We start from the raw sequence: 16,948 nt of genomic DNA on the forward strand, positions 1-16,948 counted from the left end.
ATTACTAATGACCGTTCCCTCCTATAAAGTGACAACTCTGCAATTGTCGGCTGATTTTTCCTTGCATACATTTCTTGTGTCAAAGATAATCGGTGAGACATCCTTCAAAATACTGTAGTCGATGACATCGTGATCTGTATGAATGATGATGACGTCGTACTGATTGATTTGTTCTTTTGTGAAAGGGACAGATTGTTTGCGGCTTCCGTCATTCAAGCGGATCTCGCTGATAAACGGATCATGATAATCAATCGCGCATCCCTTGTCCATCAATTCTTCCATTATCGTAAACACTGAGGATTCACGCGGGTCATTTGTATTTTTTTTATAAGCTGCCCCTATTATTAAGATGCTGCATTTGTCTTTGCCCGCCAGTTTCAAAGCATAGTCAGAGACAGAAATCGGCATGTTGGAATTGATTTCGTCCGCGAGATCAATTAATTTTGTCTGCAGCCCTTTTTCATTCGCGATCCATTTGAAGTAAAAAGGATCAATCGGGATACAATGGCCTCCGACTCCGGGGCCCGGGATAAATTTTTGAAAGCCGAACGGCTTCGTGTCCGCCGCGCAGATGACTTCCCATATATCAATATCAAGTTCACGGCAATTAAGCGCCATTTCATTGATAAGAGCTATATTGACATAACGATAAGTATTCTCTAGGAGTTTAGCTGTTTCAGCTACTTCGGGTGAGGTCACCGGGTGAATGCTTGTAACAATGGTGCTGTAAAACGCTGAGGCAAGTTCTGTGCAAGTCTGTGTGGTTCCGCCGACTACTTTAGGAATATCTGAAACTTCATATTGCCTGTTGCCCGGATCGATTCTTTCCGGAGAATAAGCCGTAAAAAAGTCTGTTCCTATTTTCATGCCGCGGCTTGATGCCATTCTGTCGGCAATCTTTTTTTTCGTTGTTCCGGGATAGGTGGTGCTTTCTAAAATTAAAAGCTGATGCTGCCTTCCATAAGCGATCATGCTGTCAACTGCACTGTCGATGTAGGTTAAATCGGGGATCTTGTCTTTTTTGTTCAGGGGTGTCGGCACACATATCACAATGATGTCGCATTTTTGGATGAGCGACATGTCGGCGCTGATTTGAAAGCGTTTTGTTTGTAAAGCCGAGTTCAGTCTGTCGTCCTCTATATCTTGAATATGGCTGCTTCCGGCGGCTAACAAGGAAACCTTTTCACTGTTTTTGTCGAATCCGATAACATTGTATCCTTTATCGACACATTCCAGCGCAAGAGGAAATCCCACATATCCCGTGCCTAACACGCCTACAATCGCCTGCTTCGTTTCAATCAGATGTAACAGCCGTTTTTGACCAAGGTTGCTGGCTTCTTTTGTGACAGTATTCATTTTTCGCCCCCTAATAGATAGAAAAGAGTATTGTTTTTTACAATTTAAAACAAATATCGATCGATATCGCAATTATAACAAAAGTTAAAATTTGATAAATGAGTTTTACATCCTTTTATAAATTAGGTATTATCTATTTATTTTTCTTTTATTTGTAAAATAAAATCCTGTCAAATGGTATATATCTGGTAACAAGTGAGAAAATCTCCCTTAATTGAGAGAATATACAGAAAACAATATAAAAAAACAGGCCGAAGCCTGTTTTTTATTCTTTCACTGCCTCAGTTACAGCCGCGGAAACGAGTGATCCCGCTTTCTCTAATCTTTCTTTGCTGATGTGTTTCATATTATCATTCTCGGTGTGATACCAGGGCCCCGGCTCCTGTGTATCGGGGCTGAGCCAAATCCAGTTAGCCGACGGAATCCCTGCTTCATAAAAAGAGACATGGTCTGAGTAACCGAGCTGAATCAGGTTTGGCTTGACCAAGCGGGATTTTTCAGCGGCTTTTTCAGCATACCGGACGCTCGGGTTTTCCTTGCCGTCAGGAGTCGTGACACACATTTGACTCGCTTCTTCCCAGTCAGTCGCAATCATATCGGCATTAAAATTGGCCTGGCTGTGCTTTCTTTCATTGTTCGTGAGTGTACTGACGTAATAAGATGAACCCGCAGACCATAATTCTTCTGCACCGAACAGGATAAAGCGGATCTCTTTGTCTTTCGGTATGTGTGTCAATTGTTTGCTGATTTCCAGAACGGCAGATGTGCCTGAGGCGTTATCATCCGCTCCGGGCGCGCCTTTTACGCTGTCATAATGCGCTGTGACATAAATAATATCAGCATCAGAAGAGTTGGCCTGTGGCGCTTTGCGCGTTCCTATAATATTTTGTGAGGTGCGGTTTTTATAGTTTTTAAATTGAATGACTGCCTGCTTTTCCTGCAGCAGTGCTTCACCGTCTTCTTTTTTCATACCCGCCGCCGGTATCGTGATTCCTTTATCGGTATGCGGACGGACGGCGAGCGGTTTTGTTGTCTGATTATAAATAATGACTGCTTTGGCTCCCGCTTGTTCGGCATGTTTGATCTTTTGAGAAACGGGGATCTTTCCTTCGCGTATCACTGCAATCTTTCCTTTGGCTCCTGTTACGTCATCGCGTGATCCGCAGCCGCCGTCAAAAATCCCTCCCTCAATTCTCAGCTCTTTTTCAACAGCGGATTGATCAGCGGAGCGGAGCGGGAATTCATGATCTCCCGCTGTGACTGAACCTGAAAAGTACTTTTTCAATGGAAATGACTGTACTTTGACACTGGCGCCCTGAGCCCGCAGGCGATTCGATATGTATTCAGCCGCTTCCTTTTCTTTCGCAGTTCCGGTTTCCCGCGGTCCGATGGTTTCACTCAGATCATGCATCGTGTCCAATGCCTCATCAGCATCAAAAACCGGCGCGGTCACGGCTGAATAAGCATGAGTTTCGGACAGCGGCCCGGCAGACGCGCCCCATATGACGCTTGCTGCCACCGCGGCTGACATAAATGAAAATTTCATCATAATCCCTCCTCTTATTAACACCTCTTCCCTTTCGATTGAAGAACACTGATTCCTTTAAAAAGGGGGAAAATGAATATTATTGACCAAATGAAGATGATGAAAAAGGAGGGAAAAGCCCGGGAGCATAAAAAAATGCCGGGAGAATATCTCCCGGCGTCCATTCCATTACTTATTCAAGTTATAGAAAGAGTTGATACCGTGGTATTGAGCAGTTTCAGCCAACTGATCTTCGATGCGAAGAAGCTGGTTGTATTTCGCAACACGGTCCGTACGGGACGGAGCACCTGTTTTGATTTGTCCTGCATTAGTTGCCACAGCGATGTCAGCGATTGTGCTGTCTTCAGTTTCACCTGAACGGTGAGAGATAACAGCAGTGTAGCCTGCGCGTTTCGCCATTTCGATCGCATCGAATGTTTCAGTCAATGTACCGATTTGGTTTACTTTGATCAGGATAGAGTTGCCTACGCCGTTTTTGATACCTTCAGCAAGCTTTTTCGTGTTTGTAACGAAAAGGTCGTCACCGACAAGCTGAACTTTTTTGCCAAGACGCTCTGTAAGAAGTTTGTGGCCTTCCCAGTCGTTCTCGTCAAGTCCGTCTTCGATAGAGATGATTGGGTATTTAGAAACCATTTCTTCGTACCAGTCAACCATTTCAGCAGATGTTTTCACAACGCCTTCGCCAGACAGATGGTATTTGCCGTCTTCTTTGTTGTAGAACTCAGAAGATGCAGCATCCATCGCAAGTTTCACTTCTTCGCCAGGTTTGAAGCCGGCTTTTTCGATCGCTTCAACGATTGTTTGAAGCGCTTCTTCGTTAGAACCAAGGTTCGGAGCGAATCCGCCTTCGTCACCTACAGCTGTGTTCATTCCTTTAGCAGAAAGAACTGATTTCAGGCTGTGGAAGATTTGAGCGCCCATGCGAAGCGCTTCACGGAAGTTAGGCGCGCCTACAGGCATGATCATGAATTCTTGAATGTCTACGTTGTTGTCAGCATGCTCTCCGCCGTTTACGATGTTCATCATCGGTACAGGAAGCGTTTTTGAGTTGAATCCTCCAAGGTATTGGTAAAGAGGAATCTGTAAGAAATCAGCAGCTGCGCGCGCACAAGCCATAGATACGCCAAGGATTGCGTTCGCACCGAGTTTGCCTTTGTTTTCAGTTCCGTCAAGCTCGATTAAAAGCTGATCGATTGCGTTTTGTTCAGTTACGTCAAAGCCGAGAAGCTCTGGAGAAATGATTTCGTTTACGTTGTTAACAGCAGTTAACACGCCTTTTCCAAGGTAACGGTCTTTGTCGCCGTCACGAAGCTCAACCGCTTCGTATTCACCTGTAGAAGCTCCGCTTGGCACTAATGCGCGGCCGAAAGCTCCTGTTTCTGTATATACTTCAACTTCAACTGTTGGGTTGCCGCGGGAGTCAAGGACTTCGCGTGCATAAACATCAACAATGTATGGCATGAGTTTGTCTCTCCTTTTGATTTACGCTTATTTTTGAATTAAAGATGTTCCGGTCATTTCTTTCGGTTTTTCAACACCGAGAAGGTCTAATAACGTTGGTGCGAGGTCGCCTAGGATTCCGCCTTCGCGCAGCGTCACGCCTTCTTTCGTCACAATGACAGGGACTGGGTTTGTCGTATGGGCAGTGTGCGGTTCGCCTGTTTCTGTAATCAGAATGTCCGCATTACCGTGATCAGCGGTAATGATGGCATGTCCGCCTTTAGCGATGATGGCGTCAACCACTTCGCCTAAGCATTCGTCCACTGCTTCAATTGCTTTAATCGTCGGTTCGACCATTCCGGAGTGGCCGACCATGTCAGGGTTTGCAAAGTTCAGGATGATCGCGTCGTGCTTGTCAGCCGCGATTTCTTTTACAAGAGCATCCTTCACTTCATACGCGCTCATTTCAGGCTTCAAGTCATATGTCGCGACCTTCGGCGAGTTAATGAGGATGCGCTCTTCGCCCGGGAATTCTTCTTCGCGGCCGCCGCTCATAAAGAACGTAACGTGCGGATACTTTTCAGTTTCTGCAATGCGAAGCTGTTTTAACCCGTGCTGTGCCAATACTTCACCGACCGTATTGTCAAGGTTTACCGGTTTAAAAGCCACATATCCGTCAACAGATTCACTGAAGTGAGTCAGGCAGACGAAATACAGGTTTTTCGGATGATTTTCACCGCGGTCGAAATCGCGGAAATCTTTGTTGGTAAACGTGTTTGAAATCTGGATGGCGCGGTCCGGTCTGAAATTATAGAAAATCACAGAATCGCCGTCATGAATTTTCGCAACGGGTTCACCGTTTTCTTTTGTGATGACGGACGGAATGACGAATTCATCATGAATGCCGTTCGCATAAGAATCGTCGACTACATCCATCGCGCTGCGGTAAGACGGGCCTTCGCCGTAAGCCATTGCGCGGTACGCTTTTTCCACACGGTCCCAGCGTTTGTCGCGGTCCATGGAGTAGTAGCGTCCGGAAATGCTGGCGATTTCGCCGACACCGATTTCTTCGACCTGCTCATTCAGCTGCTGAATGTAAGTTTTCGCCGTTTGCGGACCTACATCGCGGCCGTCGAGGAAACCGTGAATATACACCTTCGTCAGTCCTTCACTTTTCGCAAGCTTCAGCAGCGCGAATAAATGATTGATATGACTGTGTACGCCTCCGTCAGAAAGAAGGCCGAACAGGTGCAGCGCTTTGTCGTTGTCTTTCGCGTTTTTGATAGCGTCAAGGAACGTTTGATTGCGTTCGAATTCGCCTTCGCGGATGGCAACGTTCACGCGTGTTAAGCTTTGGTACACAATACGTCCTGCGCCGATATTCAAATGACCGACTTCAGAGTTCCCCATCTGTCCTTCAGGCAGTCCGACTGCTTCGCCTGATGCCGTCAGCGTCTGATGAGGGTATTGGTTCCAATAACGGTCGAAATTCGGTTTTTTCGCTTGTGCGACTGCGTTTCCGACTGTTTCATTGCGTAATCCGAACCCATCAAGAATGATGAGTGCAGCTGGTTTTTTACTCATATTGACCTTCCTCCAATAATTGAACGAATGACTGCGGTTCAAGGCTTGCGCCGCCGACCAAAGCACCGTCAATATCGGACTCTGCCATATATTCTTTAATATTTGCAGGTTTTACGCTGCCGCCGTATTGAATGCGGAGCTTGTCAGCAGTTTCCTGGCTGAAGCTTTCAGCAACGACTTTACGGATATGCGCGCAGACGTCGTTAGCATCTTTCGCTGTAGAAGATTTGCCTGTTCCGATTGCCCAGATTGGCTCGTACGCAATAACAGAAGCAGCAACTTGCTCTTCAGAAAGACCCGCAAGACCTTTTTTCACTTGATCGGCAACAAGATCATTTGTTTTTCCGGCTTCGCGCTCTTCAAGCGTTTCACCTACGCAAATGATCGGCACAATGCCGTGTTTGAAAGCGGCATGCGCTTTTTTGTTAACTGTTTCATCAGTTTCAGCGAACATTTCACGGCGCTCAGAGTGGCCGATGACGCAGTAATCCACGCCAAGGTCTTTCAGAGCGACCGGGCTGATTTCACCTGTGAACGCACCGTTTTCTTCAAAATGCATGTTTTGGGCGCCGACTTTCAGGTCAGTTCCTTTAACAGCAGAAGTCAGCTTTTCTAAGAAAAGAGCTGGTGCGCAAACAACGGCTTCCGCTTTGTCTGCTGCTGGAATGGAAGATTTCACTTCTTCAACGAAGCTGACAGCTTCGCCGAGTGTTTTGTTCATTTTCCAGTTACCGGCTATAATTGGTTTTCTCATCTGTTCCACTTCCTTATAGCAGTTTTTATTTATCGTTCAGCGCAGCTACACCTGGAAGCTCTTTGCCTTCCATGAATTCAAGGGATGCGCCGCCGCCTGTTGAGATATGGCTCATTTTGTCAGCAAGGCCGAATTTTTCAACGGCTGCCGCAGAGTCTCCTCCGCCGATGACAGAGTATGTATCGTTTGCCTCTGCCAATGCTTCAGCCACTGCTTTTGTGCCTTGAGCGAACAAGTCGATTTCGAATACGCCCATCGGTCCGTTCCATACGACAAGTTTGCTGTTTTTGATAACTTCAGCATACGTTTCGCGGGTTTTCGTTCCGATGTCGATCGCTTCTAAATCACTTGGGATCTCAGAGACCGGCACGATTTGAACGTTTGCATCGTTAGAGAAATCATCAGCAACGAGAACGTCTTCCGGCATATAGAATTTAACGCCTTTTTCTTTCGCGCGGTCCATGAATGATTTTGCAAGTTCGATTTTATCTTCTTCAAGAAGAGATTTACCGACTTCATAACCAAGCGCTTTTACGAATGTGTAAGCAAGACCTCCGCCGATGATCAGGTTGTCCACTTTATCAAGCAGACTTTCGATTACACCGATTTTGTCTTTTACTTTCGCGCCGCCGATGATTGCCGTAAACGGGCGCTCAGGATTTGTCACGGCTTTGCCGAGAACGTCAAGCTCTTTTTCCATCAGGAATCCTGCAACCGCCGGCAGATGCTCGGCAATTCCGGCTGTAGATGCGTGAGCACGGTGGGCAGCACCGAATGCGTCATTGACATATACATCCGCAAGCTCAGCAAATGCTTTAGCAAGCTCAGGATCGTTTTTCTCTTCACCAGGGTAGAAACGTACGTTTTCCAATACAAGAACGTCTCCGTCCTTCATATCAGAAATTTGTGCTTTTACAGCATCGCCGTAAGCTTCATCCGCTTTTTTCACTTCTTTGCCGAGCAGTTCGCCTAAGCGTGCAGCGACAGGAGTTAAACGAAGCTCCTCAACCACTTCGCCTTTCGGGCGGCCTAAGTGGCTCGCAAGAAGGACTTTCGCGCCTTGGTCTGCAAGGTGTTTGATTGTTGGAAGCGCAGCGCGGATACGAGTATCGTCTGTTACTTCCCCGTCTTTCATTGGAACGTTAAAGTCAACGCGGCAGAATACGACTTTGCCTTTTACGTCGATGTCTTTTACTGTTTTTTTATTCATGCCTTAGGAGATCCTCCTTCAAAATGGTTTGCATAGCACGAAAAACGTGAAACGTGAAACCGCCTCATGATGCTTCCGCCGCGGGGCAGATTGCAGCTTCCGGGCACGGGGCAGATCGTCTTCTGAGCCAGGGCAGGCGGCTCAGAAAACGAAAGTGCCGCGGAAACTTCAAAACGCGGACGTTCTGCAGCAATCCGGCGCTTTCTGAAAGCCGGTTCTCATGGAAAAAGGGAAAGGGAGTCCGTCCCCTTCCCTTGTCCGCTTTCATTATAGCGTTTCTGTCCGAAAGAACCAAGTCCGGCCCTTTCCGGGAGCTATGAATTAAAGACCTTGTTTTGCGATGTAAGCTGCAAGGTCAACAACGCGGTTAGAGTAGCCGCTTTCGTTATCGTACCAAGAGATTACTTTTACCATGCTGCCTTCCATAACCATTGTAGAAAGAGCATCGATTGTAGAAGAGTTAGCATTGCCGTTGTAGTCTCCGGATACTAATGGCTCTTCGCTGTAGCCAAGGATTCCTTTAAGATCGCCTTCAGCCGCTTCTTTAAGAGCTGCGTTTACGTCTTCAGCCGTTACGTCTTTGTTCAGTTCAGCAACTAGGTCAACAAGAGAAACGTTTGGAGTCGGCACACGCATAGCTCCGCCGTTCAGTTTGCCTTTCAGTTCAGGAAGAACAAGGGAAACTGCTTTAGCAGCACCAGTTGATGTAGGAATGATGTTTTCAGCTGCTGCACGCGCACGACGGTAGTCTTTGTGCGGAAGATCAAGAATTTGCTGATCGTTTGTGTAAGAGTGAACAGTTGTCATCATACCGCGTTTGATGCCGAATTTGTCGTTAAGTACTTTTGCAAACGGCGCAAGGCAGTTTGTTGTGCAAGATGCGTTAGAGATAACATGGTGGTTAGCTGCATCGTATTTGTCTTCGTTAACACCCATAACGATTGTGATATCTTCTTCGTTAGCAGGTGCAGAGATGATAACTTTTTTCGCGCCTGCTTCTAAGTGTTTCGCAGCGTCTGCGCGTTTTGTGAAGAAACCAGTAGATTCAACTACGATTTCAACGCCTTGTTTGCCCCAGCTGAGTTTCGCAGGATCGCGCTCAGCAGAAACTTCGATTGTTTTGCCGTTAACAACAAGGTTGCTGCCGTCAACTTTAACTTCTGCATCTAATTTTCCGTGTACGGAATCATATTGTAAAAGATGAGCAAGCATGTTAGCGTCTGTTAAATCGTTAACCGCTACTACCTCAACTTCAGGATTGTTTAATGCTGCGCGGAATACGTTACGTCCAATACGACCAAAACCGTTAATACCGACTTTTACTGCCATGATTATTTCCTCCTTTAAATAAGTGAGAGATATTTATATTGAGGGACTGTTATCCCTTAATAACTTCTTTGCGGCTCCTTCGTCCGTGACGAGAACCGTGTTTCGCTGCTTTTTAAAATAAGCTTCTATTGCTTCTGCTTTTGATGATCCGCCCGCTACCGCGATAATGTCGGGAATGGCATCGAGGTCATCAAGCTGCATTCCGACTGAATGCACCTTGTGAACGACTTCTCCGTCCGCATTAAAGTAGTAGCCGAATGCCTCTGTCACCGCATGATTGTCATCTATTTTCTTCAAATCTTCCAAAGGCGTGTTTCTTCGCTCCGCCATTGTTCTAGCTTCGCCGATTCCGTGAACGAGCATACTCGCTGATTTAATCGTGTGAAGCACCTCTTTTACGGAAGGTTCTTCAATAATAGATGAGTAGGCGCCTTGTGACAGCTGTCCGGGAACGAACAAAAGCCGATAAGTGCCTGAAGCCTTTTCCGCCATATGCGCGCATATGGTGTTCGCCTGGTTTTTCACATCTTCGCCTAAACCGCCTCTTGCGGGCACAAACAGGAGCTCGCGGTTTTTTGAATCCGGCGTCATCATATCGGCGACGGCTTCAATTGTCGTACCGCCGGTTACAGCGACGATATTTTTGCCTGAAAATCTCTTTTTCATACATGCAACGGCCGCTCTCCCTAATTCTTTTTTGACCCAAGGAGATTGGTCGCTGTCACCGGAAACGATAATGGCGTCTTTCAGATTAAGCCGCTCTTTTAATGTCTTTTCCAAAAGCGTCAACCCTAAAACATCCTTCATCGTATCTTCCAGAATCGAAAGCAGTGAATAGCCCTCTTCCGTCATTGTCATGCCGTTTGTTTTAATATCGATGAGATTCTGTTCTTTCAAAAACTGAACCTCGCTTCTGAGAACGCGCTCGGTCAATCCGAGACTGGCTGCAAGACTTCTGCGGCCGATCGGTTCGGTAAGCCTGATATACTGCAAGATTTCAAATCTTTTCTGCATCACAAGCAAAAGATCAGGCAATAATTTTTTTTGAGCTTGTATTAACTGGTTCATGACTCAAACGTTCCTTCCTATTCATACTGGACAGAAAATGTCCCGCTATGACAAAAAACGTCCCATCATAGCCAAAAAAAATTATGTCTGCTTTCTTTAATTATTTTAACAGGATGACATTGTTAATTCAACTGTTAAAGGTCAATTCCTCGACATTCTTCGCAGGATTTACCAGTATCTCCTTGATACAGTCATTATATACAGAAACGGAATGAAGGTGACAGACAAAAGCCCGCCGGAGCGGACTTTTGTCGTAAAACGCTTTCATTTTATCCAGAGTTTTTCTATTTCTTCTAATGATTTATTTTTCGTCTCAGGGCAGATCGTCACGACAAACAAGAAACAGAGAATATTAATGACGGCGAATATCCAGAAGGTGTACGCAAGCCCTAACCCGCTGATCATCATCGGCACGAACTGGCCGATCGCCCAGTTCGCCCCCCATAAGAATATCGTCGCAATACCGGCGGCGCGTGCGCGGAGGTGGTTCGGAAAGATTTCCGAAATCATGATCCATGTAATCGGCCCGACTGATACGCAGAAAGCGGCGACGAATCCCAATATGATGACGACTAAAGCCGGACCGCTCGCCAGCTGAAAATAAAAGGATGCCCCGATTAAGATCATGAACAGCGCCATAAAGGCAGATCCGACCCCCATCAGTTTTTTCCGGCCTACCTTATCGACTAAAAGAACCGCGATAATGGTGAAAATCACTTCAACGACACCGACGATGCATGTCGTGATAAACCCCGCATTCTGTCCGAAGCCCATCATTTTGAAAATTTCCGGCCCGTAATACGTAATTGCGTTCATGCCGATGACCTGATTGAATAAAGCCAGCAGAATCCCGATCACAAGCGCTTTTCTCAGCCCCGGCTTAAACAGCTGAGACAATGAACCCATTTTTTCTAATTGTAAAGACGTTTCGATTTGTTTGATTTCTTCTTTCGCGGTCTGCTCGCCGTTAATGCGCGTCAGCACGGCGAGGGCTTCATTCCGGCGCCCCGCTTTCGCAAGCCAGCGCGGACTTTCCGGCACGATAAGCAGCACGATAAAAAAGATGACGGACGGAATCATGCCGTAAGCGAGCATCCACCGCCAGCCGGTGTGCACTCCCCATTCATACGAGCCGGACTGCTGGACGGCAAGGTTAATAAAATAAGTGCCGGATATCCCTAATATCGTAAACAGCTGATACAGTGAAGACAGACTGCCGCGTATGGCCGGCGGAGCGGCTTCGGTAATATACGTGACAGAAAGCGAGGAGCCCATGCCGATTCCCAGACCGCCGATGACTCTGGCGATCACTAAGGAAGACACACTTTGAGAAAGCGCAGAGACAACCGCTGACACCGCAAACAACAGCGCCGCTGCCATCAAAATCTTTCTCCGTCCGAAACGGTCACTCAAAAATCCGGAAATCCCGACGCCGAAAACACCGCCGATCATAATGCTTGAAATCACGAGCCCTTCCATAAAAGGACTTAAGCGGTACAAATCTTTCAGGAAACCGATAGCGCCGGAAATCACCGCCGTGTCATAACCGTACAAAAGCCCTCCCAGTCCGGCCGCGCATGAGATGAGAATGACAAACCACTTGGAATGCTGCCGAGTGACAGGTACATTTGAGCCAATTGGTGCCGGGTGATTCTTCATGAATTTTACCCTCCCGCGAATAATAGAATAAAAACGCTTACAAAACAAAGTGCGGCGCTTGATGATGCTTTGTTTTCTTCAGAACCGCCACATTTGTACGTACTTATGAAGAATTTTATCTAAAAATGAGGAAAATTAGTACGCACAAATAAAGAATAAGCAGTTTTTCATAATCTGTCAATTATTTTTACAGCTTGATGAAAGGGCTTACTATGTTATACTGGAATTTGTCCGTATACATTTTGGAGGAATTGATATGCTACCGAAATATGCTCAAGTAAAAGAAGAAATTTGTTCATGGCTGAATCAAGGAAAAATACAGCCGGACGAAAAGCTGCCTACGGAAAATGAGCTGATGCAGCAGTTCGGTGTCAGCCGCCATACCATCAGAAAGGCGATCGGAGATTTGGTCTCGCAAGGGCTGCTGTACAGCGTTCAGGGCGGGGGCACCTTTGTCGCTTCACGCACGGCGAAATCAGCCATGCATTCAAACAAAACGATCGGCGTCATTACAACGTACATATCAGACTATATTTTCCCGAGCATCATCAGGGGAATCGAATCTTATTTAAGCGAACAGGGCTATTCCATGCTGCTGACGAGCACCAACAACAATACAGAAAGTGAGCGGCGCGGCCTTGAAAACCTGCTGTCCAAAAATATAGACGGGCTGATTGTCGAGCCTACGAAAAGCGCGCTGCAGACGCCCAACATCGGCTACTATCTCAATCTGGAGAAAAACGGCATTCCGTTTGCCATGATTAACGCCTCTTATGCGGAGCTGGCCGCACCAAGCTTTTCCGTCAATGATGTCAAAGGCGGCATGATGGCTTGCGAATACGTCATGTCCCTCGGCCACACGCACATTATGGGAATCTTTAAAGCGGATGACACGCAGGGCGTCAAACGGATGAACGGCTATCTGCAGGCGCATCGGGAGCGCGGGATTTTCCCGTCTCCGGACATGATCGTCACCTACACAACTGAAGAAAAAGAAACCGTGCTTCTCCAAAAAATTAAGCATACCCTTGAGCAAAACAGCGAATCACACCCGACGGCCATTCTTTGCTACAATGACGAAATTGCGCTGAAGACGATTAATCTTCTCAGGGAATTCGGGTTAAAGGTGCCTGATGACGTATCGGTCATGGGCTATGACGATTCACATTTCGCCCAGATTTCCGAGGTGAAGCTCACCTCTGTCAAGCATCCGAAATCCATTATGGGGAAAGCGGCGGCAAAATACGTCATCGACTGCTTAGAGCATAAAAAACCGAAGAAGGATGACGTCGTGTATGAACCGGAACTCGTCATCCGGAATTCAGTCAAGCGGATCGGCGAATAAAAAAAGCAATGTGCGCGGCACATTGCTTTTTTTGCTCAGCTGTTTTTTAATTCGGCGATGATTTCAAATGATCTCATTCTGTCAGCATGCTCAAAGCTTTCTGAATTCACCATGATTTCATCCGCCTGTGTTGTCCGGATGAAGCTTTCCAGCTTTTCCTTCACACGCTCCGGTCCGCCGACGATCGTTGAGCTGAGCTGTTCATTGACCATCGCTTTTTCATACGGCGACCAGATTTGATCCATGTCTTCAACAGGAGGCTTCAGCTGGTTCGGCGTGCCGCGGACGAGGTCTAAAAATCTTTGATAATGCGATGTTGCCAGATGCTCCGCCTTTTCGTCCGTATCGGCGGCAATGACGGTGACGCCGACCATCGCGTACGGTTGATCCAGTACGTCTGATGGACGGAAGGAGCTGCGGTACAGCTCAAGGGCGGGCACGGTGTTTTTCGGTGAAAAGTGAGCCGCAAAGGCGAACGGAAGCCCGAGCTCTCCCGCAAGACGCGCGCTGAAGCCGCTTGAGCCCAAAAGCCAGATCGGCACGTCCAGCCCTTCGCCCGGAATGGCGCGGACTTGATTGCGCACATTGCCGGACGGTTTGAAGTAATTTCTCAATTCTTCAAGCTGCTCCGGAAAATCTTCCCCGCTGTTTATGTTTCTTCGTAAGGCTCTCGCCGTTAATTGGTCGGTCCCCGGCGCGCGTCCGAGCCCCAGGTCAATCCGCCCCGGATACAACGTTTCAAGGGTTCCGAATTGCTCCGCGATCACAAGTGAAGAATGATTCGGCAGCATAATACCCCCAGAACCGACGCGGATTTTTTTCGTGCCTCCGGCGATGTGGCCGATCAGCACCGCCGTTGCCGAGCTGGCAACTCCTTCTATATTATGATGCTCCGCAAGCCAATAGCGGTTATAGCCCCACTCCTCGGCGCGGCGCGCTAAATCCATGCTGTTGCGGAACGATTCAGCAACCGTTCCCCCCTGTACGACCGGCGATAAATTCAATACGGAAAACGCAGTATCTTTCAATGTATGTTCAGCCATCGTTTTCTCCTTTGCGGTTTAGTGTAAGCAGATCTTAAACAAGGTCTCTACCACACACCTTACCACAGCTTTTCCCGTGAGTTAAACAATTTGATTCGATGATCTTCGAACAATCAGTCAGCGGTCGTCACTAGTGAACTCTTTATGAATGAATCTATTACATTCAGATATGATGAGCTTTTCATCCTATAAAAGTGAAAATCTATCGTTGAAAGAACAGACCCAATAATGTTAAGATATGTATGATATTGAATAGGAAGGAAGTCATAGTCTATATGCGTAAAAAAATCTTAATGGCACTCACAACAGCTTTACTGGCAGCAATCTTCTTTACAGGAAACACCGATAAGGCATATGCCGCAGACTTTTACTCCGGCACTCAGCAGCATTTAAATGTAAGCGGATTTACCGATGCCTCCTACTACACGAAAAAAGCGAAAAGTGTCGATTTTACTCTCAGTACAGCGTATCCGTCAGATCGAACTTTTAAAGGAAACCTATACTTACAGCGAAAGTCCGGAAAGAAATGGACGACTTGTAAAAAAACAACCTTTTCTTTCTCAGTAAGGGTGACTAAGTCATTCTCTTTAAAAGGATGCAAGACAGGTTATTATCGTGTCAAAGCTACGTTCAGCGGTTCAAAACTTGTCAATACGACAAACTCTTTTAAAATTAACCGATAAGATTCAGGGCCCTATGATTATTAGGGTCTTTTTTTATTCGTTCTTTGTGAGTTCCTGTGCGATTTGAATAAAAAGTTTTGCCGCCAATGAAGCCTCCTTTATAGAAGGAACGGCAAGCAGAACATCACGGTACACCGCCTGATTGAGTTCCCTTGTCACGACATTTTCCGGCAGCGATATACCCGACATAGACATTTGTGATAATATCGCAATTCCCAGCCCCTCTTTGATCATGCTGATGGACGTATTGACGTTGTAAACAGTGAATGCGGCAGTCAGCACAGATCCTGCCTCCTTAAACATATCAATAAACGGTGATTCGTATCCTCCGTCACAGATGATCATCGGCTGGCGGTCAAGATCTTTCAGAGTGATTGACTCACAGCCGCAAAGCGGATGATCATTTCTAAGCACGACGGCCATTTTATCTTTTTTCAGCGGCAGATATTCCATGTCTTCCGTAGGAAAAAGAGTGATACCCACATCTATTACCCGGGAGCGGAGCCATTCCTTTACTTCGTTAACCGTTCCTTCATGAAGCACCAGCTCAAGCTTCGGATACCGTTTTTTAAACACGCTGATCAGCTTTGGAATGAAATAAGCGGAAGCGGCCGGAAATGTGCCGATGTGAATCGTTCCCTGTTCAAGCCCTCTTTCCGCGGCCGCCAGCTGCTCGGCTTTTTCTATGCCTTTGAGCACCTCTCTGATATGGACGAGAATTTTTCCGCCCGTGTCCGTGAGCCTTACGCCGTTGCGGCGCTCGCGGATGATCAGCTTGATGCCGAGCTCTGACTCAAGCGCAGAAATGGCATGGCTGACGGCGGGCTGCGTCATATTCAGCGCCTGCCCCGCTTTTGTAAAGCTTCCCGTTTCAGCGATTTGAACAAAAACCCGCAGTTGTGTAATCGTCATAACGTTTTACTTATGCTCCTTATAAAAAAGATTCATTTTATTTATCTTACTGATTACCGTATCATATGATGGAATTGTTCTACAAGGAGTGAACGACGTGAAACAGCTTTCGAAAATACAGACGGCTCTTATGCTGGCGTTTCTAGTCACGGTATGGGGAATTAACTGGCCGCTGACAAAGGCCGCGCTTGCCTATTCGCCGCCTCTTCTGTTTGCCGGAATCCGCACGCTGATCGGCGGACTTCTATTATTAATGGTGGCGCTGCCCCGTTTTAAAAAGCTGCGTTTTAAAGAAACGTGGCCGATCTATCTTATTTCTGCCATTTTAAATATTACTTTATTTTACGGCCTGCAAACGGTCGGCTTGAATTACCTGCCTGCCGGCTTATTTTCAGCCATCGTGTTTTTCCAGCCGGTGTTAATGGGCGTTTTTTCTTGGCTGTGGCTCGGGGAATCGATGTATCCTTTAAAAATAGCCGGTCTTATTCTGGGCTTTGCCGGTGTCGCCGTCATCAGCGCAGCCGGTTTCGGAGGCCATATTTCTATCGCCGGCATTCTTTTGGCCTTAGGCTCCGCGGTCAGCTGGGCGCTCGGCACGGTATATGTGAAAAGAACGGGCGGACGCGCGGACGCTATCTGGATGGTCGCTCTGCAGCTTCTGATCGGCGGCGTGCTGCTTGTCAGCTCCGGCCATTTTTCAGAAAGCTTTTCAGCGATTCAATGGAAAGCTCCGTTCATTCTCAGCCTTCTGTTCATTTCAGTTTTTGTTATCGCGCTCGGCTGGCTCGCCTTTTTTACGCTTGTCGGTTCAGGGGAAGCAAGCAAGGTTGCCTCTTACACCTTCCTGATCCCGCTCATATCCATTACCGTCAGCTCGATATTCCTGCATGAGCCGCTGACCGTCAGCCTTTTAGCCGGACTGCTTCTGATCGTCACAAGCATTTGTTTTGTGAATATAACACCAAAGAAACTGAAAACACCTGCTCTGGCCGCAGAAAAAAAGGCCGTTCATTAAAAAA

General features: G+C 47.0%; 14 protein-coding genes. 3 read left to right on the forward strand and 11 right to left on the reverse strand.

Translation table 11 applies throughout. The features are described 5' to 3' along the window. Positions 1-21 precede the first annotated feature (21 nt). From ACKTRM_RS15930 to ACKTRM_RS15970, 9 genes are all read right to left on the reverse strand, one after another. Positions 22-1,356, reverse strand: a complete 1,335-nt coding sequence (locus tag ACKTRM_RS15930; RefSeq protein WP_440898456.1) for a nucleotide sugar dehydrogenase — start codon at positions 1,354-1,356, stop codon at positions 22-24. Between the two features lie 265 nt (positions 1,357-1,621). Further along, positions 1,622-2,902 (reverse strand): M28 family peptidase, encoded by a 1,281-nt coding sequence (locus ACKTRM_RS15935; RefSeq protein ID WP_041482218.1) that lies wholly within the window; start codon positions 2,900-2,902, stop codon positions 1,622-1,624. Positions 2,903-3,070: 168 nt separating this feature from the next. Further along, positions 3,071-4,363, reverse strand: a complete 1,293-nt coding sequence (gene eno / locus ACKTRM_RS15940; protein ID WP_007409956.1) for a phosphopyruvate hydratase — start codon at positions 4,361-4,363, stop codon at positions 3,071-3,073. 27 nt (positions 4,364-4,390) lie between these two features. After that, a complete protein-coding gene (gene gpmI, locus ACKTRM_RS15945; protein WP_012118484.1) occupies positions 4,391-5,926 on the reverse strand; it encodes a 2,3-bisphosphoglycerate-independent phosphoglycerate mutase in 1,536 nt (511 codons plus the stop codon). Then, positions 5,919-6,680, reverse strand: coding sequence for a triose-phosphate isomerase (tpiA, locus tag ACKTRM_RS15950; protein ID WP_003151618.1), 762 nt, complete (start codon positions 6,678-6,680; stop codon positions 5,919-5,921). The genes gpmI and tpiA overlap by 8 nt, the downstream gene beginning before the upstream one ends. A gap of 25 nt (positions 6,681-6,705) precedes the next feature. Next, entirely contained in the window at positions 6,706-7,890 is a 1,185-nt protein-coding gene (locus tag ACKTRM_RS15955; RefSeq protein WP_012118485.1) for a phosphoglycerate kinase, read from the reverse strand. 321 nt (positions 7,891-8,211) lie between these two features. Next, on the reverse strand, positions 8,212-9,219 hold the full coding sequence (gene gap / locus ACKTRM_RS15960; RefSeq protein ID WP_003151611.1) for a type I glyceraldehyde-3-phosphate dehydrogenase: 1,008 nt from the start codon (positions 9,217-9,219) through the stop codon (positions 8,212-8,214). A gap of 33 nt (positions 9,220-9,252) precedes the next feature. After that, positions 9,253-10,287 carry a gapA transcriptional regulator CggR gene (gene cggR / locus ACKTRM_RS15965; RefSeq protein ID WP_003151607.1) on the reverse strand — a complete coding sequence of 345 codons (1,035 nt, stop codon included), beginning with the start codon at positions 10,285-10,287 and terminating at the stop codon, positions 9,253-9,255. 264 nt (positions 10,288-10,551) lie between these two features. Then, a complete protein-coding gene (locus tag ACKTRM_RS15970; RefSeq protein ID WP_003151605.1) occupies positions 10,552-11,946 on the reverse strand; it encodes a sugar porter family MFS transporter in 1,395 nt (464 codons plus the stop codon). Between the two features lie 256 nt (positions 11,947-12,202). Here ACKTRM_RS15970 and ACKTRM_RS15975 point away from each other — a divergent pair, with 256 nt between their 5' ends. Next, positions 12,203-13,291 carry a GntR family transcriptional regulator gene (locus ACKTRM_RS15975; protein ID WP_012118486.1) on the forward strand — a complete coding sequence of 363 codons (1,089 nt, stop codon included), beginning with the start codon at positions 12,203-12,205 and terminating at the stop codon, positions 13,289-13,291. Between the two features lie 35 nt (positions 13,292-13,326). Here the strand turns inward: ACKTRM_RS15975 and ACKTRM_RS15980 are convergent, their stop codons facing one another. After that, complete coding sequence (locus ACKTRM_RS15980) at positions 13,327-14,334, reverse strand: LLM class flavin-dependent oxidoreductase (protein WP_007613877.1); 1,008 nt, start codon at positions 14,332-14,334, stop codon at positions 13,327-13,329. A 275-nt stretch (positions 14,335-14,609) separates the two neighbouring features. Between ACKTRM_RS15980 and ACKTRM_RS15985 the strand changes: the two genes are divergently transcribed. Then, a complete protein-coding gene (locus tag ACKTRM_RS15985; RefSeq protein WP_003151600.1) occupies positions 14,610-15,017 on the forward strand; it encodes a hypothetical protein in 408 nt (135 codons plus the stop codon). A gap of 33 nt (positions 15,018-15,050) precedes the next feature. On the opposite strand, the gene ACKTRM_RS15990 is transcribed toward ACKTRM_RS15985, so the two are convergent. After that, entirely contained in the window at positions 15,051-15,929 is an 879-nt protein-coding gene (locus ACKTRM_RS15990; protein WP_012118487.1) for a LysR family transcriptional regulator, read from the reverse strand. Positions 15,930-16,026: 97 nt separating this feature from the next. Between ACKTRM_RS15990 and ACKTRM_RS15995 the strand changes: the two genes are divergently transcribed. Further along, complete coding sequence (locus ACKTRM_RS15995) at positions 16,027-16,944, forward strand: DMT family transporter (protein ID WP_012118488.1); 918 nt, start codon at positions 16,027-16,029, stop codon at positions 16,942-16,944. The last annotated feature ends 4 nt before the right edge of the window (positions 16,945-16,948 follow it).

The organism is Bacillus sp. D7-8, from assembly GCF_052055895.1.
GTDB classification, from domain to species: Bacteria; Bacillota; Bacilli; order Bacillales; family Bacillaceae; genus Bacillus; species Bacillus velezensis.